Annotated in this window: 19 protein-coding genes; 10 read left to right on the top strand and 9 right to left on the bottom strand. The window is 72.6% G+C overall.

What is annotated here, in order from left to right; translation table 11 throughout:
- Nucleotides 1-118: 118 nt before the first annotated feature.
- The gene (locus KMS84_RS07195; RefSeq protein ID WP_256915226.1) at nt 119-1,357 is read right to left on the bottom strand and encodes an ROK family protein; all 1,239 of its coding nucleotides are present in this window, start codon (nt 1,355-1,357) and stop codon (nt 119-121) included.
- 120 nt (nt 1,358-1,477) lie between these two features.
- Here KMS84_RS07195 and KMS84_RS07200 point away from each other — a divergent pair, with 120 nt between their 5' ends.
- The 3 genes from KMS84_RS07200 to KMS84_RS07210 all read left to right on the top strand — a co-directional run bounded on the left by KMS84_RS07200 (nt 1,478) and on the right by KMS84_RS07210 (nt 7,361).
- Nucleotides 1,478-2,998 carry an MGH1-like glycoside hydrolase domain-containing protein gene (locus tag KMS84_RS07200; RefSeq protein WP_438818907.1) on the top strand — a complete coding sequence of 507 codons (1,521 nt, stop codon included), beginning with the start codon at nt 1,478-1,480 and terminating at the stop codon, nt 2,996-2,998.
- Nucleotides 2,995-4,944 carry an amylo-alpha-1,6-glucosidase gene (locus KMS84_RS07205; RefSeq protein WP_256915227.1) on the top strand — a complete coding sequence of 650 codons (1,950 nt, stop codon included), beginning with the start codon at nt 2,995-2,997 and terminating at the stop codon, nt 4,942-4,944. Before KMS84_RS07200 ends, KMS84_RS07205 begins: the two co-directional genes overlap by 4 nt.
- Before the next feature lie 734 nt (nt 4,945-5,678).
- Nucleotides 5,679-7,361, top strand: a complete 1,683-nt coding sequence (locus tag KMS84_RS07210; RefSeq protein ID WP_256915296.1) for an LTA synthase family protein — start codon at nt 5,679-5,681, stop codon at nt 7,359-7,361.
- 54 nt (nt 7,362-7,415) lie between these two features.
- Here KMS84_RS07210 and dusB read toward each other — a convergent pair whose 3' ends face one another.
- Entirely contained in the window at nt 7,416-8,558 is a 1,143-nt protein-coding gene (dusB, locus tag KMS84_RS07215; protein ID WP_256915228.1) for a tRNA dihydrouridine synthase DusB, read from the bottom strand.
- 185 nt (nt 8,559-8,743) lie between these two features.
- Here dusB and KMS84_RS07220 point away from each other — a divergent pair, with 185 nt between their 5' ends.
- Nucleotides 8,744-10,189 carry an MFS transporter gene (locus KMS84_RS07220; RefSeq protein ID WP_256915229.1) on the top strand — a complete coding sequence of 482 codons (1,446 nt, stop codon included), beginning with the start codon at nt 8,744-8,746 and terminating at the stop codon, nt 10,187-10,189.
- A gap of 41 nt (nt 10,190-10,230) precedes the next feature.
- Here the strand turns inward: KMS84_RS07220 and KMS84_RS07225 are convergent, their stop codons facing one another.
- Together KMS84_RS07225 and KMS84_RS07230 are read right to left on the bottom strand one after the other, a co-directional pair.
- Nucleotides 10,231-10,908: an alpha/beta fold hydrolase gene (locus KMS84_RS07225; RefSeq protein ID WP_256915230.1), complete on the bottom strand. Its 678-nt coding sequence runs from the start codon at nt 10,906-10,908 to the stop codon at nt 10,231-10,233.
- A complete protein-coding gene (locus tag KMS84_RS07230; protein ID WP_256915231.1) occupies nt 10,905-11,849 on the bottom strand; it encodes a helix-turn-helix transcriptional regulator in 945 nt (314 codons plus the stop codon). The genes KMS84_RS07225 and KMS84_RS07230 overlap by 4 nt, the downstream gene beginning before the upstream one ends.
- A 101-nt stretch (nt 11,850-11,950) precedes the next feature.
- Here KMS84_RS07230 and KMS84_RS07235 point away from each other — a divergent pair, with 101 nt between their 5' ends.
- The 4 genes from KMS84_RS07235 to KMS84_RS07250 all read left to right on the top strand — a co-directional run bounded on the left by KMS84_RS07235 (nt 11,951) and on the right by KMS84_RS07250 (nt 16,545).
- The gene (locus tag KMS84_RS07235) at nt 11,951-13,414 is read left to right on the top strand and encodes an MFS transporter (RefSeq protein WP_438818908.1); all 1,464 of its coding nucleotides are present in this window, start codon (nt 11,951-11,953) and stop codon (nt 13,412-13,414) included.
- A 151-nt stretch (nt 13,415-13,565) separates the two neighbouring features.
- The gene (locus tag KMS84_RS07240; protein WP_256915232.1) at nt 13,566-14,717 is read left to right on the top strand and encodes a serine hydrolase domain-containing protein; all 1,152 of its coding nucleotides are present in this window, start codon (nt 13,566-13,568) and stop codon (nt 14,715-14,717) included.
- Between the two features lie 41 nt (nt 14,718-14,758).
- Nucleotides 14,759-15,613, top strand: coding sequence for a hypothetical protein (locus KMS84_RS07245; RefSeq protein ID WP_256915233.1), 855 nt, complete (start codon nt 14,759-14,761; stop codon nt 15,611-15,613).
- Nucleotides 15,610-16,545: a hypothetical protein gene (locus tag KMS84_RS07250; RefSeq protein WP_256915234.1), complete on the top strand. Its 936-nt coding sequence runs from the start codon at nt 15,610-15,612 to the stop codon at nt 16,543-16,545. The genes KMS84_RS07245 and KMS84_RS07250 overlap by 4 nt, the downstream gene beginning before the upstream one ends.
- On the opposite strand, the gene KMS84_RS07255 is transcribed toward KMS84_RS07250, so the two are convergent.
- Complete coding sequence (locus KMS84_RS07255; protein WP_256915235.1) at nt 16,527-17,135, bottom strand: TetR/AcrR family transcriptional regulator; 609 nt, start codon at nt 17,133-17,135, stop codon at nt 16,527-16,529. The two genes, KMS84_RS07250 and KMS84_RS07255, sit on opposite strands and share 19 nt — an antisense overlap.
- A gap of 25 nt (nt 17,136-17,160) precedes the next feature.
- Complete coding sequence (locus KMS84_RS07260; RefSeq protein WP_256915236.1) at nt 17,161-18,171, bottom strand: aldo/keto reductase; 1,011 nt, start codon at nt 18,169-18,171, stop codon at nt 17,161-17,163.
- Between the two features lie 181 nt (nt 18,172-18,352).
- On the opposite strand from KMS84_RS07260, the gene KMS84_RS07265 reads away from it, so the two are divergent.
- Nucleotides 18,353-19,465, top strand: a complete 1,113-nt coding sequence (locus KMS84_RS07265) for an endonuclease/exonuclease/phosphatase family protein (protein ID WP_079141608.1) — start codon at nt 18,353-18,355, stop codon at nt 19,463-19,465.
- Here the strand turns inward: KMS84_RS07265 and KMS84_RS07270 are convergent.
- Both KMS84_RS07270 and KMS84_RS07275 read right to left on the bottom strand, forming a co-directional pair.
- Entirely contained in the window at nt 19,444-19,647 is a 204-nt protein-coding gene (locus tag KMS84_RS07270) for a DUF397 domain-containing protein (protein ID WP_256915237.1), read from the bottom strand. The genes KMS84_RS07265 and KMS84_RS07270 overlap by 22 nt on opposite strands.
- Nucleotides 19,629-20,471: a helix-turn-helix domain-containing protein gene (locus tag KMS84_RS07275; protein WP_256915238.1), complete on the bottom strand. Its 843-nt coding sequence runs from the start codon at nt 20,469-20,471 to the stop codon at nt 19,629-19,631. Before KMS84_RS07275 ends, KMS84_RS07270 begins: the two co-directional genes overlap by 19 nt.
- A gap of 171 nt (nt 20,472-20,642) precedes the next feature.
- Between KMS84_RS07275 and KMS84_RS07280 the strand changes: the two genes are divergently transcribed.
- Complete coding sequence (locus KMS84_RS07280; protein ID WP_256915239.1) at nt 20,643-21,023, top strand: hypothetical protein; 381 nt, start codon at nt 20,643-20,645, stop codon at nt 21,021-21,023.
- A 79-nt stretch (nt 21,024-21,102) separates the two neighbouring features.
- On the opposite strand, the gene KMS84_RS07285 is transcribed toward KMS84_RS07280, so the two are convergent.
- Complete coding sequence (locus KMS84_RS07285) at nt 21,103-22,485, bottom strand: glycine--tRNA ligase (protein WP_256915240.1); 1,383 nt, start codon at nt 22,483-22,485, stop codon at nt 21,103-21,105.
- Nucleotides 22,486-22,660: the final 175 nt, after the last annotated feature.

Raw genomic sequence — 22,660 nt, forward strand, 5'->3', positions numbered from 1 at the left:
TCACGCTCTCGCACGCGGTCCGAGTTCACGATGCGGACGCGCCCGCGGACGCACCCGCGCAACGGAAACCCGCCTGTCACACGCGTGCGCGCACGGCCGTCCCTCCCCCGAGCGTCCCTCAGACCCCGAGCGCCAGCAACCGCTCCTCGACCCGCTCGGGCGCGTACAGGTGCTCCACGACCATCGCCCCCGCCCCCACCAGCCCCGCCCGCTCGCCCAGCCGCGAGGTCACGACCTCGAGGCCGGCCGTGGAGCGGGGCAGCGCACGCTGGTAGAGCAGTTCGCGCACGCCGGTGAGGAAGGCGGTTCCGGCCAGATCTCCCGCGATCATCAGGACCCCGGGATTGAGCAGCGTGACGACCGTCGCCAGGACGTCGCCGACCTTGCGCCCCGCCTCGCGGGCCAGTGCGGCCGCCTCGGGGTGCCCGGCGGCGAGCAGGTCGCGCACGTCCGAGCCGGAGGCGGCGGGAACGCCCGACTCCGCCAGCCGGCGCGCCACGGCCCCGCCGCTGGCGACGGCCGCCAGGCAGCCGTGCGAACCGCAGCGGCACGGCGCGTCCGCGCCCACCCGGATGTGCCCGATGTCGCCGGCCCCGCCGTCGACGCCCCGGTAGACCGAGCCGCCGACGACCACTCCGGCGCCGATGCCGGTGGACACCTTGACCAGCACGAACGCGGAGCAGTCGGGGTAACCGGTGCGCTGCTCGCCGTACGCCATGAGGTTCGCGTCGTTGTCCACCAGGACGGGGACCTCCGCCCGAGCGGCGCCCGCCCCTGCCTCCGTCCCGGCGCACGCCCCCGTGTCGGCGCGTTCCCTGAACGCGCGCGCGAGGCGTCCTCTTATGTCGTAGCCGTCCCAGCCGGGCATGATCGGCGGCTGGACGACCAGGCCCGTCTCGGTGTCGACCGGTCCGGGGACGGCGAGCCCTATGCCGCAGACCTCGTCCGGCCGGTGCCCCGCCTTCACCAGCAGTTCGGCGAACCAGCCCCCCAGTTCACCGAGGACGACGTCCGGGCCGTCCTCTACGGCCAGCGGGCCGCCGTGCTCGGCCAGGATCTCGCCGGTCAGCGTGAGCACGGCCGCGCGCGCGTGCCGGGTGTCCAGGTCCGCCGCCAGGACGACGGCGTGGGCGTCGTCGAACTCCAGGGTGATCGAGGGGCGTCCGCCCAGCGGCGAGTCGACCGGTCCGCCGGCGCCCTCGCGCAGCCAGCCGGCCCGGAAGAGGCGGTCCAGGCGTTGGCCCACGGTCGCGCGGGAGAGGCCCGTGGCCTGCTGGAGGGCGCCGCGTGTCGTCGCACGGCCCGTGCGCACCAGTGCGAGCAGATCACCGGCGCCGGCCTGACCTCGTCCCGTCATGCGCACCCCCTTGTGTTTCCCCACTCTGCATTACATATTGAGTTCTGCGTGTTAAATAGACGTAACTCTACGGTAGTCGCTGCCGAACCAGGCGGCCACGTCGTCTTCGGGGAGCCCCGAGTGGATCGCACCGCCCAGCTCAGCGCCCGTGCCGCGGAGGTCGCCGGGACCGTCGCACACGATCCGGCGGCGCCACCGGCGCCGGCGCCCGTCCGGGCCTCGCGTCCCCACTCCCCGCACACGGCGCACCCCGCGCGCTCCACGCACCCCGCACACCCCACGTGCCCACCGCACCCGGTGCGTCCGGCGCACGCCGAGACGCTGCGCGCCAGGGCGGTCGCGGTGCTGGAGGCCAACTGGACGGGCACGTCCACGGTCCCCTCGCGCGGTCTGTACCCGCACCAGTGGTCCTGGGACTCGGCCTTCGTCGCCGTCGGTCTGCGGCACGTCGCGCCGCACCGGGCGCAGACGGAGCTGGAGACGCTGCTGGCCGCCCAGTGGGGCGACGGACGCGTCCCGCACATCGTGTTCAACCCCTCCGTGCCGCTCGACGCGTACTTCCCGAGCCCCGACTTCTGGCGCTCCTCGACCGCGGGGCGCGCTGCGGGCGCCCCGCGCACCGTACAGACCTCCGGCATCGTGCAGCCACCGGTGCACGCGCTCGCGGCCTGGCTGGTGCACCGCGCCGACCCGGAGCTGTCCCGCGCCCGCGGCTTCCTGGCCCGGGTGTATCCCCGGCTGGCCGCCTGGCACCGCTATCTGCTGCACCGGCGGGACCTGGGCGGCGGCGGGCTGGTGTCCGTCGTCCATCCGTGGGAGCAGGGCATGGACAACGCGCCCAGCTGGGACGACCCCCTGGCCCGGATCGCCCCCGCCCCGGCCCGTTCCTTCCGCCGCGCCGACCTCGACCACGGGTCGGCCGAGGACCGGCCGACGGACCTGGACTACGGGCGGTACGTGCGGCTGGCGACGGAGTACCGCGACGGCGGCTACGCCGACGGGGGCGGGCAGTTCGCCGTCGAGGACCCGTCGTTCAACGCGCTGCTCATCGCCTCCGAGCACGCGCTCGCGCACATCGCGCAGGAGCTGGGCGCACCGGGCACGGCACGCCATGCCCGTGCCGAACGACTCACGGCGGCACTCGTGGAGCGCCTGTGGGACCCGGCCGAGGGCATGTTCTTCTGCCGGGACCTGCGCGGCCAGGGCCCGGTGCCCGAGCGGGGGGTGTCCGGTCTGGTGCCGCTGCTGCTGCCCGGCCTGCCGGGCGAGGCGGTGGACGCGCTCGTGGGGACGCTGCGCGGCCCGCACTTCGGCGTGGGCGGCGTGACCCGGCTGGTTCCCAGCTACGACCTGCTCGGCGAGGCCTTCGACCCGCACCGCTACTGGCGCGGACCGGCCTGGTTCAACACGAGCTGGCTGCTCGAGCGGGGTCTGCGGCTGCACGGCCGCCGGGCCGAGGCGGGGGCGCTGCGCCGGGCCGTGCTGGACCTCGCGGGCGGCTCGGATTTCGCGGAGTACGTCGATCCGTACTCCGGGGCGGCCTGCGGCGCGACGGGGTTCAGCTGGACGGCCGCGCTCACGCTCGACCTCATCCACCAGGACATGTCAGGCAGCGGTACCGAGGGAGGGGACCTGGGATGACGGACCGGCATCATCTGCTCGTGTTCGGCGGGACGTTCGCGGCCGTGGGCGAGAACGGGGACATCAGCGGCGTGCGGGGGCCGGGAGCGGCCTCCGGGTCGCCGGAGGGGCTGTTCGTGCGGGACGCCCGCCATCTCAGCCGCTGGCAGCTGACCGTCGACGGCGCGGTCCCGGAGGCGCTGTCGCCGGTCGCGGACGGGGACGTCACGCGCTGTGTGCTCGTGCCGCGCGGTGGCCGCAACGAGCCGCCGTCCTGCACGCTCTTCCGTGAACAGGCCGTGGGCGACAGCGCGTTCGTGGAGTCGCTGCGGATCGTGTGCAACCGCCCGGTGCCGACGACGGTCCGTCTCGCGCTCACCGCCGACGCCGACTTCGCCGACCAGTTCGAACTGCGCGCCGACCACCGCACCTACGCCAAGTCCGGGGTCGTCCGCCGCCGCGAGATCCTCGACGACGGCGTGGAGTTCACCTACCGGCGCGGCGAGTGGACGTCCCGTACGACGGTGACGGCCGAGCCCGCGCCGGACGCCGTCGAGGAGACCGGCACCGGCGCCCGCCGTCTGGTGTGGCGGCTGGAACTGGAGCCGCACGGCGCGGCCGAGCTCACCCTGCGGGTGACGGCCCGGCCGCACGGCGAGCGGCGGACGCTGCGGGTGCCCCGCTCCCCTGCGTCGGTCACCGGGCGGCTCCGGGAGCGGGAGGCCGAGTTCGCGGAGGGCGTGGCGCTGCCGGCCGGCTGGCCCGAGCTGACGGCGGCCTGTGCGCGCGGTCTGTCGGACCTGGCCGCGTTGCAGGTCCCGGCGAGCGGCCCGGACGGGGAGGACCTGCGCGTGCCGGCGGCGGGCGCGCCCTGGTTCCTCACCCTGCTGGGTCGCGACGCGCTGCTCGCCTCGCTGTTCGCGCTGCCCTACCGCCCCCGTCCGGCCGCCGCGACGCTCCTCGCGCTGGCCGCGGCCCAGGCGACCGAGGCGGACCCGCTGACGGTGGCCCAGCCCGGCAAGATCGTGCACGAGGTGCGCCACGGCGAGCTCGCCCACTTCGGGCAGGTCCCGTACGGGCGCTACTACGGCTCGGTGGACGCGACCCCGCTGTTCCTCGTCGTCCTCGGCGCGTACGTCGAGCAGACCGGCGACGTGGCGCTGGCCCGCCGGCTGGAGCCGCACGCGAGGGCGGCCGTCGGCTGGATGCTGGACCACGGCGGGCTCACCTCGCGCGGCTATCTGGTCTACCGGGCCGACCGGGGCGGGCTGGCCAACCAGAACTGGAAGGACTCCCCCGGCGCCATCTGCTCCGCGGACGGCGCCCGCCCGACGGGGGCGGTGATGGCGGCGGGCGCGCAGGGGTACGCGTACGACGCGCTGCGCCGCACGGCGTGGACGGCGCGCACGGTGTGGGAGGACGAGAAGTACGCGGCCCTGCTCGAACAGGCCGCCGCCGATCTGCGCGACCGCTTCCAGCGCGACTTCTGGATGCCGGACCGCGCCTTCCCCGCGCTCGCGCTGGACGGCGAGGGCCGGCAGGTCGACGCGCTCGCCTCGGACGCCGGTCACCTGCTGTGGTCCGGTCTGCTGGACAAGGAGTACGGGGAGACCGTCGGCCGCCGGCTGCTGGAGGCGGACTTCTTCTCCGGCTGGGGCGTGCGCACGCTGGCGGCCGGACAGCCCGCGTACCACCCGCTCTCCTATCACCGCGGCTCGGTCTGGCCGCACGACAACGCGCTGATCGCGCTGGGCCTCGCGCGCTACGGGCTGCACGACGAGGCGCGCACGGTGGCCCGGGGTCTCGTCGACGCGGCGGCCGCGACCGGTCACCGCCTGCCGGAGGTCCTCGCGGGCTACGGCCGTGACACCCACGGGCAGCCGGTGCCGTACCCGCACGCTTGCGTACGGGAATCGCGCTCGGCGGCGGCGCCGTTGGCGCTGCTCACGGCGGTCGGGGGCGCGTAGCCGGTGCGCCCGCCCGGGCGCCCGGGGAGCGGTTTGGCGCGACGTTTGCGCGGTGTTTGCCGACCACTGGCCCGGGGGGCTGAACGCGGGCCGGGAGCAGGCCGTACGAGACCATGGCGGATCCGGCCCGCACCGGATCCGCCGAACCGCCGGGCTTCGTACGGAAGGACCCTCGGGTGCCAGTCACCACGCGCTCATCCCAGCAGGCCGAATCGAAGGACCCCGAGGACGACACCGTGAACACCGCGGAACCCGCGAAGTCGCCGCACGGGGACACCGCCGAGGCGGCTGCGGAGGAGGCCGTCGAGCCCGCGGCGTCCGGGGCGGAGGGGCGGGCCACCGGGCCCACGGCGGACACCGCCGAGGCGGCCGGATCCGCTCAGACGGCAGAAGCGGGCGAGACGGCTGAGACGGCTGAAGCGGCTGAAGCGGCAGCCGACGAGGCCACCGCCGCGTCCGCCTCCCCGACCGAGGCGGAGGGCGTGGCCGGGACCGGGACCACGGCCGCCTCCGAGGCCAGGACCGGGGCGGGGGCCGGCGCAAGGGACGGGGCGGATGCCGAGGACGCCTCCGAGCACGAACCCGAAACCGGCACCGAATCCGAGGCCGAGGCCGGGGCCGGGGCCGGGGCCGGGGCCGGGGCCGGCACCGAATCCGAGCCCGAGGCCGAAACCGGCACCGTCTCCGAAACCGGCGCCGTCTCCGATGCCGAGGCCGAAACCGGGCCCCGGGGGCTGCGGGCCCGCGTCGCGCATCTGCGGGCCTGGCGGGGCAGGCATCCGCGGACCGCGCGGGCGCTGTGGTGGACGGCGACGGTGCTGTCGCTGGTCCTCGTGCTCGGGGCGCTGCTGTTGCCGAACCGGCTGAACGGACTGCACGTCAACCGGTTCACGCGGCTGCCCGTCGAGGCCGTCCTGGGCGCGTCGGTGCTGCTGGCGCTGCCCCGGCGGCCGCGGATCGTCGCCGCGGTGCTGGGCGGGATGCTCCTCGGGGCGCTGACCGTGATCGACCTGCTCGACATGGGCTTCGTGGAGTATCTGGGACGGGACTTCAACCTCGTCCTGGACTGGGGGCTGCTGGACGACGCGCAGTCCTACGTCGCGGACTCGTTCGGCCGGGCGACGGCCGTGGGGGCGGCGATCGGCCTCGTCGTGCTGATCGTCGCGCTGTTCACGGTGATGGCCCTGGCGACGGTGCGGCTGAGCAATCTGCTGATGCTGGACAGCCAGCGGTCGACCCGCGTCACGCTGCTCGCGGCCACCGTGTGGGTGACGTGCTCCGTGGTGGGTCTACAGAACGCCGGGGTGCCCGTCGCCTCCTACCGGGCCGGGGACGCGCTGATCAACAAGGGGCGGCAGGTGCGGCAGACCCTGGCGGACGAGGCCGCGTTCGGCAAGGAGGCCCGCTACGACACGTTCGGGGCCACGCCGCCCGACCAGCTGGTGCCGGACCTGCGCGGCAAGGACATGATCTTCACCTTCATCGAGAGCTACGGCCGCAGCGCGGTGGAGGACCCGATCATGGCGCCGGGCGTCGACGCGACCCTCGCCACCAGGACGCAGGCCCTGGCGAAGGCGGGCTTCCACGCCAAGAGCGGCTGGCTGACCTCGGCGACCTACGGCGGCAGCAGCTGGCTCGGCCATTCCACCACCCTGTCGGGGCTGTGGGTCGACAACCAGCAGCGCTACAGCACGGTGATGGCGAGCGACCACCTGTCCCTGACCAAGGCGTTCGGCAAGACCGGCGCGTGGGACACGGTCGGCGTCATGCCGGGGGTGCAGAAGGGCTGGCCGGAGGCGCGGTTCTACGGGCTCGACAAGGTCTACAACGCCTTCCAGATGGGCTACCGGGGGCCGAAGTTCAGCTGGTCGACCATGCCCGACCAGTACGCCCTCGAAGCGTTCCAGCGGCTGGAGCACGGTCGCACGGGACGCGACAAGCCGCTGATGTCGGAGATCATCCTGACCTCCAGCCATCAGCCGTGGGCGCCGATCCCGAAGATGGTCGGCTGGGACGACCTCGGCGACGGCTCGGTCTTCAAGGGCATCCAGGCGGCGGGCAGGAAGGCGTCCGAGGTCATCGCCGACGGTTCCGCGTCCAAGCAGGAGTACGGCAAGTCCATCGCGTACTCGGTGACGGCGCTCACCGAGTGGCTGGAGCGCTACGGCACCGACGACACCGTCCTGGTCTTCCTGGGCGACCACCAGCCCATCGCCCGGGTCAGCGGCGACAACGCCAGCCGGGACGTGCCGATCTCGATCGTCGCCAAGGACCCGAAGGTGCTCGACAAGATCTCTTCGTGGAAGTGGACCGACGGTCTGAAGCCCGCGCACAACGCGCCGGTGTGGAAGATGAGTTCGTTCCGCGACAGGTTCCTCACCGCGTACGGCTCGACCCCGCACCCGTCGAAGGGCTGACGCCCCGCACCCGCACGGTTCCCCCGTCGGCCCGCGCCGGCGGGGGGGCGCCGCTCAGCCGCCGGAGGTGTCCTGCTCGGCTTCCTCGTCGATGCCCGCGCAGTCGTAGGGGTCCTTGAGCCAGCCGTCGGGCAGGACGACCCGGTTGTTGCCGGAGGTGCGGCCCCGAGGGCCGTCGGCACCGACGGGCCAGGGCTGGTCGAGGTCCAGCTCGTCGAGGCCGGCGCGGAGTTCGGCCAGGGAGGACGTGATCGCGAGGCGCTTGCGCATCTCGCTGCCGACCGCGAAGCCCTTGAGGTACCAGGCGACGTGCTTGCGGAAGTCGACGACGCCCTTGGACTCGTCGCCGATCCACTCGCCGAGGAGGGTGGCGTGGCGGACCATGACGTCGGCGACCTCGCGCAGGGAGGGCTGCGCGATCTCGTCGGGGCGGCCCTCGAAGGCGGCGACGAGATCGGCGAACAGCCACGGCCGGCCGAGGCAGCCGCGGCCGACGACGACGCCGTCGCAGCCGGTCTCGCGCACCATCCGCAGCGCGTCCCGGGCCGACCAGATGTCGCCGTTGCCGAGGACCGGGATCTCCGGGACGTGCTCCTTGAGGCGGGCGATCGCCTCCCAGTCGGCGGTGCCGCCGTAGTGCTGGGCGGCGGTGCGGCCGTGCAGGGCGATGGACGTCACGCCCTCCTCGACGGCGATGCGGCCGGCGTCGAGGTAGGTGATGTGGTCGTCGTCGATGCCCTTGCGCATCTTCATCGTCACCGGGAGGTCGCCGGCGCCGCTCACCGCCTCGCGCAGGATGGCGCGCAGCAGGTTGCGCTTGTAGGGCAGGGCGGAGCCGCCGCCCTTGCGCGTCACCTTGGGGACGGGGCAGCCGAAGTTGAGGTCGATGTGGTCGGCGAGGCCCTCCTCCGCGATCATGCGGACGGCCTTGCCGACAGTGGCCGGGTCGACGCCGTACAGCTGGATCGAGCGCGGCTTCTCACTCGCGTCGAAGCGGATCAGCTGCATGGTCTTCTCGTTGCGCTCGACCAGCGCCCGGGTCGTGATCATCTCGCTGACGAAGAGACCCTTGCCGCCGCTGAACTCCCTGCACAGGGTGCGGAAGGGGGCGTTCGTGATCCCGGCCATGGGGGCCAGGACGACGGGCGGGCGGACGGTGTGGGGACCGATCTGCAAGGGGTTCACGGGCGTGGACATTGCTCCATTGTCGCGTATACGCGGGGGTACTCGGCCGTCGCACGGGCGCCGGGGCGCTCGACCGCGTGCCGCCGCACCCCGGGGCGATCCCCGAGGGGGGATCTCGGGGGATGTCAGGGGATCTCCGGGATCATGCATCACTCATTAGTTAGACGCACTATTGATGTCGGCGTACGATGAAACCCATGCCCGAGCTCAGCCCTCGCCGGCGTCTGCTGGTGCTCGCGATCTGCTGCATGAGCCTGCTGATCGTGAGCCTCGACGTCACCGTCCTCAACGTCGCCCTGCCGTCGATGCAGAGCGACCTGCACGCGTCGACCTCCGGCCTCCAGTGGACGATCGACGCCTACACGCTGGTCCTGGCCTCGCTGCTGATGCTCGCGGGCTCGACCGCGGACCGGATCGGCCGCAAAAAGGTCTTCATGTCCGGCCTGGTCGTCTTCGCGGCCGGCTCCCTGCTCTGCTCCCTCGCCCCGAGCCTGGACCTGCTCATCGCGGCCCGCATGGTCCAGGCGGTGGGCGGCTCGATGCTGAACCCGGTCGCCATGTCGATCATCACCAACACCTTCACCGACCCGCGCGAGCGGGCCAGGGCGATCGGGGTGTGGGGCGCGGTCGTGGGCATATCGATGGCCGCCGGGCCGCTGCTGGGCGGGCTGCTCGTGGAGTCGGTGGGCTGGCGCTCGATCTTCTGGCTCAACCTGCCCGTCGGCCTGGTGGCCCTGCTGGCGACCCTGCGCTTCGTCCCCGAGTCCCGCGCGCCCAGGGCACGGCGTCCCGACCCGGTCGGCCAGCTGCTGGTCATCACCCTGTTCGGCTCGCTCACCTACGCCATCATCGAGGCGCCGGAGGCGGGCGCGGCGACCAGCGGTCCCTTCGCCGCCGTCGCGCTGGCCGCGCTGTCGGGCCTGCTGTGGTACGAGCCCCGGCGCGACGAACCCCTCATCGACCTGCGGTTCTTCCGCTCGGCGCCGTTCAGCGGGGCGACGGTGGTGGCCGTCAGCGCGTTCGCGGCGCTGGGCGGCTTCCTCTTCCTGTCGACCCTGTACCTACAGAACGTACGCGGCCTGGACGCCCTGCACGCCGGACTGTGGATGCTGCCGATGGCCGTGCCGACGTTCCTGTGCGCGCCGCTGTCCGGACGGCTCGTGGGCAGCCGGGGCCCGCGACTGCCGCTGCTGATCGCCGGTGTGGCCATGACGACGAGCGGGGTGCTGTTCGCCGCGTTCGACGCCGAGACGTCCGACGCCACGCTGTTCCTCGGGTACGCGCTGTTCGGGGTGGGCTTCGGGTTCGTGAACGCTCCGATCACCAACACCGCGGTGTCGGGCATGCCGCGCAGTCAGGCCGGGGTGGCGGCGGCGGTCGCCTCCACCAGCCGCCAGCTGGGCCAGACGCTGGGCGTCGCGGTGATCGGCGCGGTCCTGGCGGCGGGCGTGGACGCCTCGTCGTACCGCGACTCCTTCGCCACCGCCGCCGTGCCCGGCTGGTGGATCCTCACCGGCTGCGGCCTGGCCGTCCTCGCCCTGGGGGCCGTGACCACCGGCTCGTGGGCCAGGCGCACGGCGCAGCGCACCGCCGAGCGGCTGGAGGCGCCGGACGTCCGCGAGGCGGCGGGCGTCGGCGCCTGAGCCGCGCACCCGCGCGGGAGCGCGCGAGCGGCGGCCGCGCGTCAGACGGAGCCGGGCCGCAGCGCGCCGAGAGCGGCCGCGAGGCGGTGCGGGTCGCGACGGGCGATGTTGTGGCCGACGGGGATGTCGAGGACCTGCCAGCCCGAGTCGTCGCGCAACCGCTCGCTCAGGTCCGTGAACGGGCTGCCCGGCCACGCGCCGCCGCTGATGAACGTCCGGCCGAACTCCGGCCGGGGGCCGCCCTTCAGCGTGATCGACTGGACGAAGCTCGCCAGCGGATGCGGGCGCGCCCGCGGGTCGAGGCCTTCGGGGACCGCCACCCACCGGCCGTCGGCGCGGGCGCCGGCCAGGAACAGCTCCCGGAAGGCGTCGCTGGTCAGGGACCAGCACGAGTCTCCGTCGTCCGGCACGTAGGCGTCGATGAAGACCAGCTGGTCCAGGCGGTCGCCGAGGCGGTCCGCGACGCCGGCGATCACCATCCCGCCGTAGCTGTGCCCGCACAGGGCGACAGGGGCGCCGTCGCCGCGCTCGACGATCTCGGCCACCTGGTCGATGTGGGTGTCGAGGTTCGGCGGGCGGTCGGCGTCGGCCGGTCCGTCCGGCTCCAGCCCCGACAGGGTCACCGCCTCGACGTGGTGACCGTCCCGGCGCAGCTGCGCGGCCACCGAGTCGAAGACCCATCCGCCTTGCCAACCACCGGGCACCATGACGAAGTTCACCGCGTCATCGTAGGCCCGACCGGGCCGGCCACGCCCAGCGCGTACGCGTGCAGCTTCTCCAGACGCTCGCGGCTCGTCGCGTCCTGGGGCGCGTAGGTCACCATGCGGGCCCCGTGGTCCGGGCTCAGCCACAGGTCGGTGTGGGTGAGCGTGAGGAGGCCGACGTGCGGGTTGCGGAACTCCTTGACCTTGCTGCGGCCGACGACGACCTCGTAGCGCTCCCAGTTCTCCCGGAACTCCGGCGACTCCGTCTGTAGTCGCCGTACCAGCATCTTCCAGGCGGGCTCGGTGAGGTGACCGGCCATGGAGGCGCGCAGCTTGGCGGCCATCAGGCGCATCGACTCGTCGAGGTGGACGACCGACTCGCGCCACTGCGGATGGGTGTGGATGAGCACCATGCAGTTGCGGTCCTCGGGCGGGATCGCGTCGAGGTCGCACAGCAGGTGGGCGTACGTGCGGTTGTAGGCCAGGATGTCGTAGCGGCTGTTCTGGACGCAGGCGGGGAGCGGGTCGAGCTGGTCGAGCATCGCGCGTACGGCGTCGGTGATGCCGGTGCAGGAGGAGGCGGGGGTCGGGTCGGTCGCGCCGGCCAGCTGGAAGAGGTGGGCACGCTCGCTCGGGTCGAGCAGCAGGGTGCGGGCCAGGGCGTCCAGGACCTGCACCGAGACATGGATGTCCCGGGACTGTTCGAGCCAGGTGTACCAGGTGACGCCGACGGCGGAGAGGTGGGCGACCTCCTCGCGGCGCAGTCCCGGCGTGCGGCGGCGCGCTCCGCGCGGGAGTCCCACCTGCTCGGGCGTGATGCGCTCGCGGCGGCTGCGCAGGAAGGCGGCCAGCTCGTGCCGCCGGGTCTCCGAGCCGCCCGTCGTCGCGGTCGTCGGAGTCGTCGCGGTCGTCGGGGCCGTCGCGACAGGCGGCGTCCGCTGAGCCATCGTCGTCATGCCTCCAGCCTGCCGCCCGGCGGATCCTGTTGCCAGGTACTCCTTCTACCAGGATAAGGAGACTCTGGTACCCGTCTGAGGGGCGGCGCAGGCTCGGCAGCGTGACCCACACAACCACGACCACCGCCACGACCACCACGACCTCGGCTCCCCAGGCCGGCGGCGACCGCGCCGCGCGGCCGTCCCACTCCCTCGGCCCGCTGGGCCTGTTCACCGTGCTGCTCGGCGCGGCGCTGCCCCTCATCGACTTCTTCATCGTCAACGTCGCCCTGCCCACGATGGGCCGCGACCTCGCCGCGAGCGAGTCCGTCCTCGAACTCGTCGTGGCCGGGTACGGGCTGGCGTACGCCGTGCTCCTCGTCCTCGGCGGGCGGCTCGGGGACCTGTTCGGCCGCCGCCGGCTCTTCCTGGGCGGGATGGCGGCCTTCGGCCTGACCTCGCTGGCCTGCGGGCTCGCTCCGGACGCCTGGTCGCTGGTGGCGGCCCGGGTCGCGCAGGGCGCGTCGGCCGCCGCGATGGTCCCGCAGGTGCTGGCCACCATCCAGTCCGCCACGGCGGGCGCGCGCCGCGCCAAGGCGATGAGCCTGTACGGCGCGACCGCCGGACTGTCCATGGTGGCGGGCCAGATCCTGGGCGGCGTGCTCGTCGCCGCGGACATCGCCGGCAGCGGCTGGCGGTCCGTGTTCCTGGTCAACGTCCCCTTCGTGATCGTCGGACTGCTCCTGGCCGTGCGCACCGTCCCGGAGACCCGCTCCCGGCGCCCGGAGCCCGTGGACGGCCCCGGCACCGTGCTGCTGGCCGCCGCGCTGCTGGCCCTGCTCGCCCCTCTCACCGAGGGCCGGGCCGCGGGATGGCCGCTGTGGACCTGGCTGTCGCTGGCCGCGTTCCCGCTGCTCACGGGCGCGTTCTACGCGGTGGAGCGGCGGGCCGACCGGCAGGGCCGTACACCGCTGGTGCCGCCGAGCCTGTTCGCGCTGACCACCCTGCGGCGCGGGCTGACGATCATGGGGCCGCTCGCGGTCGGCTTCAGCGGGTTCATGTTCGTCATCGCCGTGGCCCTCCAGAGCGGGGCGGGACTGGGTCCGGTGCGGGCCGGTCTCGCTCTCGCGCCGATGGCCCTGATGTTCTTCCTCGCCTCGCTGGCCGGGCCGCGGCTGGTGACCCGGTTCGGGGCGCGCGTGGTGACCGCCGGCGCGGTCCTCCAGGGCGTGGGCGTCCTGCTCATCGTGCTGGCGGTGCGCGCCGACTGGCCGGACGTCGGCTTCGTCGAGCTGCTGCCCGGCACGGCGGTCGCCGGTGCGGGCCAGGCGCTCCAACTGCCCGTCGTCATGCGGATCGTGATGTCCGAGGTGCCGCCGGACCGCGCGGGCGTCGGCAGCGGCGTGATGGTGACCACCCAGCAGGCCTCGCTGGCCCTGGGCGTGGCCACGCTCGGCACCCTCTTCCTCTCCCTGGTCCCGGGTTCGGGCATGCGGGACGCCCTCGTCGTCACGCTGGTCGTGCAGTTGGCCGGGGTGGTCCTGACGGGCCTGCTCAGCCTGCGACTGCCGCGGAACGTGGGGTGAGCGCGGGGCCGGCCCGGACGACGGCCGCGCGCCGCGACGACGTCACCGCCGACGACTTCGCCGCCGCTGACTTCGCCGCCGATGACTTCGCCGCCTCCGGGGGGTCGTATCGGTGCAGAGAGAAGCGGACCCCCACCGGAAGGCCGGCCCCATGAGCGCGCTGCGCGAGACCCTTCAGCGACACGTCGACGACGGCGCCGTGCCCGGCGCGGTGGGCCTGGTGGCCCGCGGCGACGAGGTGGAGGCGGTGAGCGTCGGCTCGCGGGACGCCGACGGAACGGCCCCGATGACCCGGGACTCCCTGTTCCGGATCGCCTCGATCACCAAGCCGGTCACGGCGGCGGCGCTGCTGACCCTGGTCGAGGAGGGCACGGTCGGCCTCGACGCCCCGGTCGCCGAGTGGCTGCCCGAGCTGGCGGAGCCGATGGTGGTCCGCACGCCGTCCGCGCCCGTGGACGACGTGGTCCCGGCGGCCCGCCCGATCACGGTCGAGGACCTGCTGAGCTCGCGGCCCGGCTGGGGCTTCCCGTCGGACTTCGCGCTCCCCGCCGTCCAGGCCCTCTTCGGCGTGCAGAAGGACGGCCGCGCTCCACAGGCGTATCCCGAGCCGGACGTGTGGCTGGCCGACCTGGCCCGCGTCCCTCTGCTGCACCAGCCGGGCGAGGCCTGGCTGTACGGCACGGCGTCCGATGTGCAGGGCGTGCTGATCGCGCGGGCGTCGGGCCGCACGCTCCCCGCGTTCCTGGCGGAGCGGATCTTCGAGCCGCTGGGCATGCGGGACACCGCGTTCGAGGTCCCGAAGGAGAAGCGGGACCGTTTCACCACCGCGTACCGCCCCGACGGCGCGGGCGGGCTGGAGCTCGCCGACGCCCCGGACGGGGAGTGGAGCGGCCTGCCGAGGTTCCCGTCGGGCGGCGGGGGCCTGGCGTCCACGGCGGACGACTGGCTGGCGTTCGCCCGCATGCTGCTCAACGGGGGCGAGGCGAACGGTCACCGGGTCCTGTCGCCGACCTCGGTGAGCCGGATGACCGCCAACCACCTGTCGGCGGCCCAGCGCGAGGGCGGCGCCCTGTTCCTGGAGGGTCAGGGCTGGGGCTACGGCGGCAGCGTGGACGTCGACCCGCTCGCGCCGTGGAACGTACCGGGCCGCTACGGCTGGGTCGGCGGCACGGGGACGACGGCGCACGTCGTCCCGCGGACGGGCACGGTCACGATCCTCCTCACCCAGACGGCGATGACGGACCCGACGCCGACCCCGCTGATGCGGGACTTCTGGCGGTGCACGGCGGGGCAGGCGGAGTAATCCGGCGGGAAAGCCGCGAAACGCGCCTTTACGCTCCGAATATGCAGCCTTCACGTGCCCGGCTCGCCGTCATGGCGACGCTCCTCGCTCTGGTGGCGGTCCTCGGTGCGGTGTGGCTGGTCCGCTCGGCGACGACGGACAGCGGAAACACGGCCTCCGGTGACACGGCGAGCGGCTCGGCCGACGTCCGGTCGAACGGCTCGGGCGACGCGGACGGCGGCGGGGACGTGACAGCCGACGGCGGAAGATCCCGTGCCGGGGAGGCGTCGAACGGCGGCGGCAGCCGGTCGCCGGGCGGGGGCGGAAAGCACAGGGTCGGACCGCACGTCCCCAACGGCGTCAACATCAACGGCTCCGGAAGGAACGGTTGTGCGATCGTCCTGAACATGGAGGAGACCCCCGCGACCGTCACAAGCGTCTCCTTCAAGGTGACCGAAGCACCCGGGAAGCAGAAACCGAAGCTTCGGTCGGACAATGGCGCACGCTGCCACAAGACGCTGTACCAGCAGGCCAACCCCTGCGACGGCCTTCGCCTGAAGGCCCTTGAGGGGGGATGTGTGGCGGGGGTGGCCGCCTTGTCGAACGCCGAGGGCGGCCACTACGAGGTGCGAGGGACGCTCACGGCCACCTTCCTGTGCGACAACGTCGACAAGGACCCGTGCAAACGGGTGCGGGACTGGAGCGGACCGAAGCCCACACCGCAGCACCCCGTGCTCGTCACGGGTGAGTCCGGTTCCCTCGAGACGTCGATGGACGTCCCGGGCTCCAGGAGCAGCTCACCCGACGGCTCCCCCTCCTCCAGGAGTCCCTCCCCGCCGGACGTGGTGTCACCGCCGGACGTCTCCCCCGAGTCCCACTCGCCGGACGACGGCTCCTCCGCCTCGGAGGAGGGGTGACGGGCGAGCCTTCGCCGGGACGCGAGCCCCCCGCACCCCCCGCCGACGACGAGTCGGCCGTCCCCGCGCGGCTGCGGCGGCTCGCCGAGGCGCTGGGGCCCGCGACCCTCGCGACCGCGCTGCTGCTCTACTTCGGCTACATCGCCACCCGCGCGCGGTATGCCTACTTCGGCGTCCCCGTGGAGATGACCGGCCGCTCCAACCAGGACCTGATGCTGGACGGCATGGAGGTCGTCTTCGTGCCGGCGGCGATGATCTTCCTCGGCGTCATGCTGCTCGTCGCGATCCACGCCGTGACCCTGGGGGTCCTCTCCCGCGACGCGAACACCGGGGACGAGGCCTCCGCCGCCGCCTTCCTCGCCTACGGCTTCGTCCTCGTCGGCGTCCTGCTGATCGGCCGGGCGTTGATCGGCATCTTCGTGCAGAGTTCGGACGTCAGCGTGGTGTTCGGCTCCACCCCGCTGTCGCTGGCCTTCGGACCGGCGGCGCTGGCGTACGGCGTCTGGATCTACGGACGGCAGCGCGGGCGTCCGGTGCTGACGACGCGCCTGGCCCGTAACGGCGTGATGTGCGCGGTCGCGCTGGGCGTGTTCGGGCTGTTCTGGGGGTCGACGCAACTGGCGTGGGCGTACGGGAAAGGGCGGGGCGAGCAGGACGCGGCCGGGCTGCGAAAGCGTCCCGAGGTCGTCGTCGACACCAGGGAGCCGCTGGACGGCGTACCGGCCGGGGTGAGCGCGAGCCGGCTGGGCCCGGCCGGGAAGGACGGCCGGACGTACCTCTACCGCTACCGCAACTTCCGGATGCTGATGGCGTCCGGCGGGCGGCTGTTCCTGGTGGCGCCCGACTGGCACGCGGGCCTGGACCAGACGGTCGTCCTGCCCTACGGGGACGACATCAGGGTGCAGCTCGTCGCTCAGAAGGACGCGGACTGAGCGCGCAGCCCGCGCAGCAGCAGGTCCACGACCGCCGTGAAGTCGTCCTCGACGCCCGGCCGCTTCCAGACCTCGAAGTAGCCCGGGTCGTGGAAGCGGCCCGTGGCGTGGAAGACGGCGCGGGCGGACGCCGCCGGGTCGGCGGTCGCGAAGGCCCCGGCCGCGACGCCCGCCTCGACGATCGAGGTCAGCTGGCCGGTGAGGTCGGCGAGGTGGTCGCCGACCGCCGTGCCGCTGTCCGCGGTGAGCACCATGTACGTGGCGAACAGCTCGGGGTCGTCGCCCGCCTTGCGCCGCTTGGCCTCGAAGAGCGCCGTGAGCCAGTCCCGCAGCCGGGCCTCCGGGGGACGGCTCTCGTCGTCGGTGATCGCGGAGAGGATCTGCGACGTGAAGTCCAGCCATCGCTTCGTGACCGCCTCGCGCAGCGCCGCCTTCGTGCGGAAGTGGCGGTAGACGCTGCCGTGGCTGACGCCGAGCGCGCGGGCCACGTCCACCACGGTCGCCTTGGCCGGGCCGTGCCGGCGCAGCACCTCCTCGGTCGCCTCGAGGATGCGCTCGGCGGTCAGGGTCTCGGAGGTCTGCGGTGCCATGGTGAGACGGTACCCGGCGGGCCGTTCAGCGCTCGCTGTCGAGGTGCTCCATGGCCGCGGCCGGGTACCGCTCGCCGGCCGCCGCGTCGGCGGGCACGGCCGCCTCGATCGCCGCGAGGTCGTCGGCTTCGAGGACGACGTCCAGCGCGCCCAGCGACTCCGTGAGCCGCTCGCGGGTGCGGGCGCCGACCAGCGGGACGATGTCCTCGCCCTGGGCCAGCACCCAGGCGATGGCGAGCTGGGCCACGGAGACGCCCTTGGCCTCGGCGATCTTCCGCAACGCTTCCACCAGGGTCAGGTTGTGCTGGAGGTTGTCGCCCTGGAAGCGGGGCGAGTGGGCCCGGAAGTCGTTCGCGCCGAGCTTGCGGTCGGCGGAGAAGTGCCCGGAGATCAGGCCGCGCGAGAGGACTCCGTACGCGGTGATCGAGATGCCCAGCTCACGGGTGGTCGGCAGGATGGACGCCTCGACGCCGCGGGTGATCAGGCCGTACTCGATCTGGAGGTCGGCGATCGGCGCGGTGGCGGCGGCCCTGCGGATCGTCTGCGCGCCGGCCTCGCTGAGGCCGATGTGCCGGACGTACCCCTGCTCGACCAGTTCGGCGATCGCGCCGACCGTCTCCTCGATCGGCACGTCGGGGTCGACGCGGGCGATCCGGTAGACGTCGATGTGGTCGACGCCGAGACGCTGGAGGGAGTAGGAGGCGAAGTTCTTCACGGCGGCGGGCCGGCCGTCGTAGCCCGCCCAGGAGCCGTCGGGCCCGCGCAGCGCGCCGAACTTCACGCTGGTCAGCGCCTGTTCGCGCAGCGCGGGCGGGGCGGTGCGCAGGGCCTCGCCGATCAGCAGCTCGTTGTGGCCCATGCCGTAGAAGTCGCCGGTGTCGAGCAGGGTGACGCCGGCTTCCAGGGCGGCGTGGATCGTAGCGATCCCCTCGGCCCGGTCCGCGTCGCCGTACAGGGCGGACATGCCCATGCAGCCGAGACCGAGAGCGGAGACCTGGGGGCCGGTGGTGCCGAGGGAACGGGTTCGCATCGTCATGCCCCCAGACTGCCATGACAGCTGACAGATTTCAATATCTGTCATTCCATAGCCGCTGCTCCGCACCCGCGCGGTCGACGCGCCCGCGAGGATGAGGACAATGGAATATGTCGGTGCGCAGTCACCTCGGCGGCGCCTGCCGCCGACCGAGCGGCCTTCCGCGCCGCCGTGGAGGCCTGTCATGAGCATCCGCATCGCCACGTTCAACATGGAGAACCTCTTCCGCCGACCCACGGCCTTCCGGCTCACCGACCCGGTGAAGCGGAAGGAGATCCTCGACGACTTCGCCGCCCTCGGCGCCCTCCTCGACAAGCCGGAATACACGGCCGACGACAAGACGAAGATCGCCGGGCTCATCGAGAAGCACCGGGCGTACGCGATCGACCCGGAGGACCCGCCGCCCATCTACGTGAACCAGTCACGCCCGGGCAAGGACTCCGGGCTGTTCAAGCCTCCGGGGCGGGGCAGGCACCCCCACATCGAGGTCACCGCCAAGGGCCGTTCCGCCTGGGCCGGTTGGGTCGAACTGGGACAGGACGACCTCGACCTGGACACCGTGCGCAACACCGGCCGGGTGGTCTCGGAGGTCGACGCCGACGTCCTGCTCACCGTCGAGGTCGAGGACCGTCTCGCCCTGGAGCGCTTCAACTCGCAGGTGCTGGCCGGAGCGCTCGGCAGGCGGCCCTACCCCTACGCCCTGCTGATCGACGGCAACGACAGCCGGGGCATCGACGTCGGGATCTTCAGCCGGTACCCGATCACGTCCCTGCGCACCCACATCTTCGAGACCAACCCGGACCGTCCCGACGAGCGCCTCTTCAGCCGCGACTGTCCCGAGTTCGAGATCCGGCTCAACGGCACCCCCCTGGTGATCCTCGGCAACCACCTGAAGAGCAAGTCCAACGACGATCCGGCACTGCGGCTGGCCCAGGCCAGGCGCGTCGCGGAGATCTACCGGGCCGCACTGGAGCGCACCCCGCACGTCATCGTCGCCGGAGACCTCAACGACTTCCCCAGCAGCGACTCGGTCGTGACACTGGAGGGAGCCGGACTGCGGGACGCGATGAGCCACCGCTCCTACCGGGGACTGCCCGGCACGTTCAAGCCGTGCCAGAGCGAGCGGGACAAGATCGACTACCTGCTGATGTCGCCGGAGGTGTGGCAGGAGGTGCAGCACGTCGGCCTGGAGACCCGCGGCATCTTCGCGGACGGCATCAAGTCCTTCGACACCGTGACCTCGCCTCTCGACGCGGCCTCCGACCACGCGGCGCTCTACATGGACGTCGACCTGTAGGCGCCGACGAACCGGCCCCAGGCCTGCGCCCCGAACATCAGGACACCCCGGTCCGGGTCCTTGCTGTCCCGGACCGGGACGAGGGAGATCGCATTGTCGGCGACTTCGAGGCAATTGCCGCCGTCCGTGTTGCTGTAGCTGCTCTTGCGCCATGTCACGCTGCTCAGATCGGTGGCTCGCATGGCAAATCCTCCAACATACGCAAGATGAACGACTGCGACTCGGCCGGGCCCAACGCCAGGTCACGTACCGCATCATATGTGCGGTGCAGACGCTCAACCCTGCCCGATTCCTCGATCAGTTCACCGCGTACGTCGTTTTCGACATAGGCCACGGTACGGCCGTCCAACAGCCGCAGGAACATCGTGTCCGTGTTCATCAGGCCGTGCGGGCCGATGCCGAACGGCAACACGTGGAGCGTGATGTTGCTGCACCCCGCAGCATCCAACAGGAACTCCAACTGCCTTCGCCATTGGCGGAGTTCACGTAGCGAGTTACGCAGCACGGCCTCGGCGAGGATCGCCCGGAACGGTGGAGCCTCCTCCCCTTCAAGCAGCTTCCGCCGACGAGTGCGCGCCTCGATCTGCTGCTCCAACTCCTCCCCCTTGAGGCCGCCCGCCACGAGAGCCTCGCGCACATAACCGTCTGCCTGGAGAAGTCCCGGCGGCGCACTCACCGAGTACTGCCATAGACCGACCGCCTCCGCCTCCAGCGCCATGTACCGCCGATACTGCTCCTTGAACTGCGAAGGGTCGGCGACCGCCAGCTCCCACAGCGTGAGCAGCATCGAGCCCGTCCCGTAGTGCTGGTCCAGCGCCTCCACGACCTCGGGGCTGCCCAGGCTCTGGCCGCCCTCCATCTTGCCGAAGGTGGACGCCGTCCAGCCCAGTACCTCCTCCAGTTGCCGCAGACTGTCCCCCTTGGCCGCCCTCAGCAGGCGCAGCTCCTCCGCGAACCGCCGTCGGGGTTCCTGGCTCCGCCCCGTGACCACCCGCCTCGCCGGCATCCCGTCCCGCCCCTTCCGCATTTGTGGAATTTGCGCCGCCGAACGCCTACGAAGCCCTCGTCGACGGCATGTCCGCCCCGCCCGGAAGGCATCCTGACCTCAACCCCCCACCACCCAGAGTATCCCAACCTTCACATTGAGTAAGGAAGTTGGGTAAAAGGAGCGGACGACATGGAGCACGAACCCGGCACCCTGCTCTACGACCCGGCGACGGACCGGGTCGGCGAGTACCAGGACCGCTCCGGCCCCTACGCGATGCTGCGCCCGGTCGGCGGCGGCCGGGAGTGGCAGGCCGATCCGGCCGGGCTGCGGCCGGCGACCGAGCGCGAGCGGCTGCGCGCCGGAGTGCGGGCGGCGAACGCGCGGGCGCGCACCGACGGGCCGTTCATGCTGGGCCTGCGCCGACCGCCCCAGCCGGCCGAGGGCTGTCCGGAGTGCGCCGAGCTCGCGTCGTGCCGGGCGAAGGCGCGCGCGGTGCACGACTACAGCGCGGAGACCGACGCCGACGTCCTGCTCCGGGCGCATCTGCGGGAGCGGCATCCCGAGGGATAGCGCCAGGCACGGCGCGAGGCCGGCCCCGACGGGATTCCGTCGGGGCCGGCCTCGGTCTGTCGCTGCGCGCCGTGGGCGGCTACGCGCCGATCAGGCGGGCGGCCAGGTAGCCCTCGATCTGGTCCAGCGACACGCGCTCCTGCTTCATCGAGTCGCGCTCGCGGACGGTGACCGCGTTGTCGTCGAGGGTGTCGAAGTCGACCGTGACGCAGAACGGCGTGCCGATCTCGTCCTGGCGGCGGTAGCGGCGGCCGATGGCGCCGGCGTCGTCGAACTCGATGTTCCAGTTCTGGCGCAGCGCGGCGGCGAGACCCTTGGCCTTCGGCGACAGCTCCGGGTTGCGGGAGAGCGGCAGGACCGCGACCTTCACCGGGGCGAGGCGGTGGTCGAGGCGCAGCACCGTGCGCTTCTCCAGCTTGCCCTTGGCGTTGGGGGCCTCGTCCTCGATGTAGGCGTCGAGGAGGAACGCCAGCATCGCGCGGCCGACACCGGCCGCGGGCTCGATGACGTACGGCGTCCAGCGCTCGCCGGCCTCCTGGTCGAAGTAGGAGAGGTCCTGGCCGGAGGCCTTGGCGTGGGCGGAGAGGTCGTAGTCGGTGCGGTTGGCGACGCCCTCGAGCTCACCCCACTCGTTCCCGCCGAACTGGAAGCGGTACTCGATGTCGGCGGTGCGCTTGGAGTAGTGGGAGAGCTTCTCCTTCGGGTGGTCGTACCACCGCATGTTCTCCTCGCGCAGGCCCAGGCCGGTGTACCAATTCCAGCGCTGCTCCATCCAGTACTCCTGCCACTTCTCGTCCTCGCCCGGCTTGACGAAGAACTCCATCTCCATCTGCTCGAACTCGCGGGTGCGGAAGATGAAGTTGCCGGGCGTGATCTCGTTGCGGAAGGACTTGCCCATCTGGGCGATGCCGAACGGCGGCTTGCGGCGCGAAGTGGTCTGCACCTGGGCGAAGTTGGTGAAGATGCCCTGGGCGGTCTCGGGGCGCAGGTAGGCGATGGAGCCGGTGTCCTGCGTGGGACCGAGGTGGGTGGAGAGCAGGCCCGAGAACTGCTTGGGCTCGGTGAACTGGCCCTTGTTGCCGCAGTTGGGGCAGTTCACGTCCGCCAGGCCGTTGGCCGGCGGGCGGTTGTGCTTGGCCTCGTACGCCTCTTCCAGGTGGTCCGCGCGGAACCGCTTGTGGCAGGAGGTGCACTCGGTCAGCGGGTCGGAGAAGGTGGCGACGTGACCGGAGGCCACCCAGACCTCGGGGGCCAGGATGACGGACGAGTCGATGCCGACCACGTCCTCGCGCGACGTCACCATGTAGCGCCACCACTGGCGCTTCAGGTTCTCCTTGAGCTCGACACCCAGCGGTCCGTAGTCCCAGGCGGCCTTCTGGCCGCCGTAGATCTCACTGCACGGGAATACGAAGCCACGGCGCTTGCTCAGGCTGACGATGGTGTCGATCTTGTCGGCGGCCACGGTGCTCTCTTCATAACGACGACGGGCGACGAAGCGAGGTGCTTCCAGCGAAGACTTCAGGGTACCGGCGGGGACTCCCCCTCGACCAAATCGGGCCCCCGAGCACCGGGGCCATACCGCAGCCCTTCGGGCTTACCGGGCCCTTGCCCCTCCCTTGCCCCTCAGCTTGTTGACA

It is taken from the genome of Streptomyces hilarionis (assembly GCF_024539675.1).
GTDB classification, from domain to species: Bacteria; Actinomycetota; Actinomycetes; order Streptomycetales; family Streptomycetaceae; genus Streptomyces; species Streptomyces hilarionis.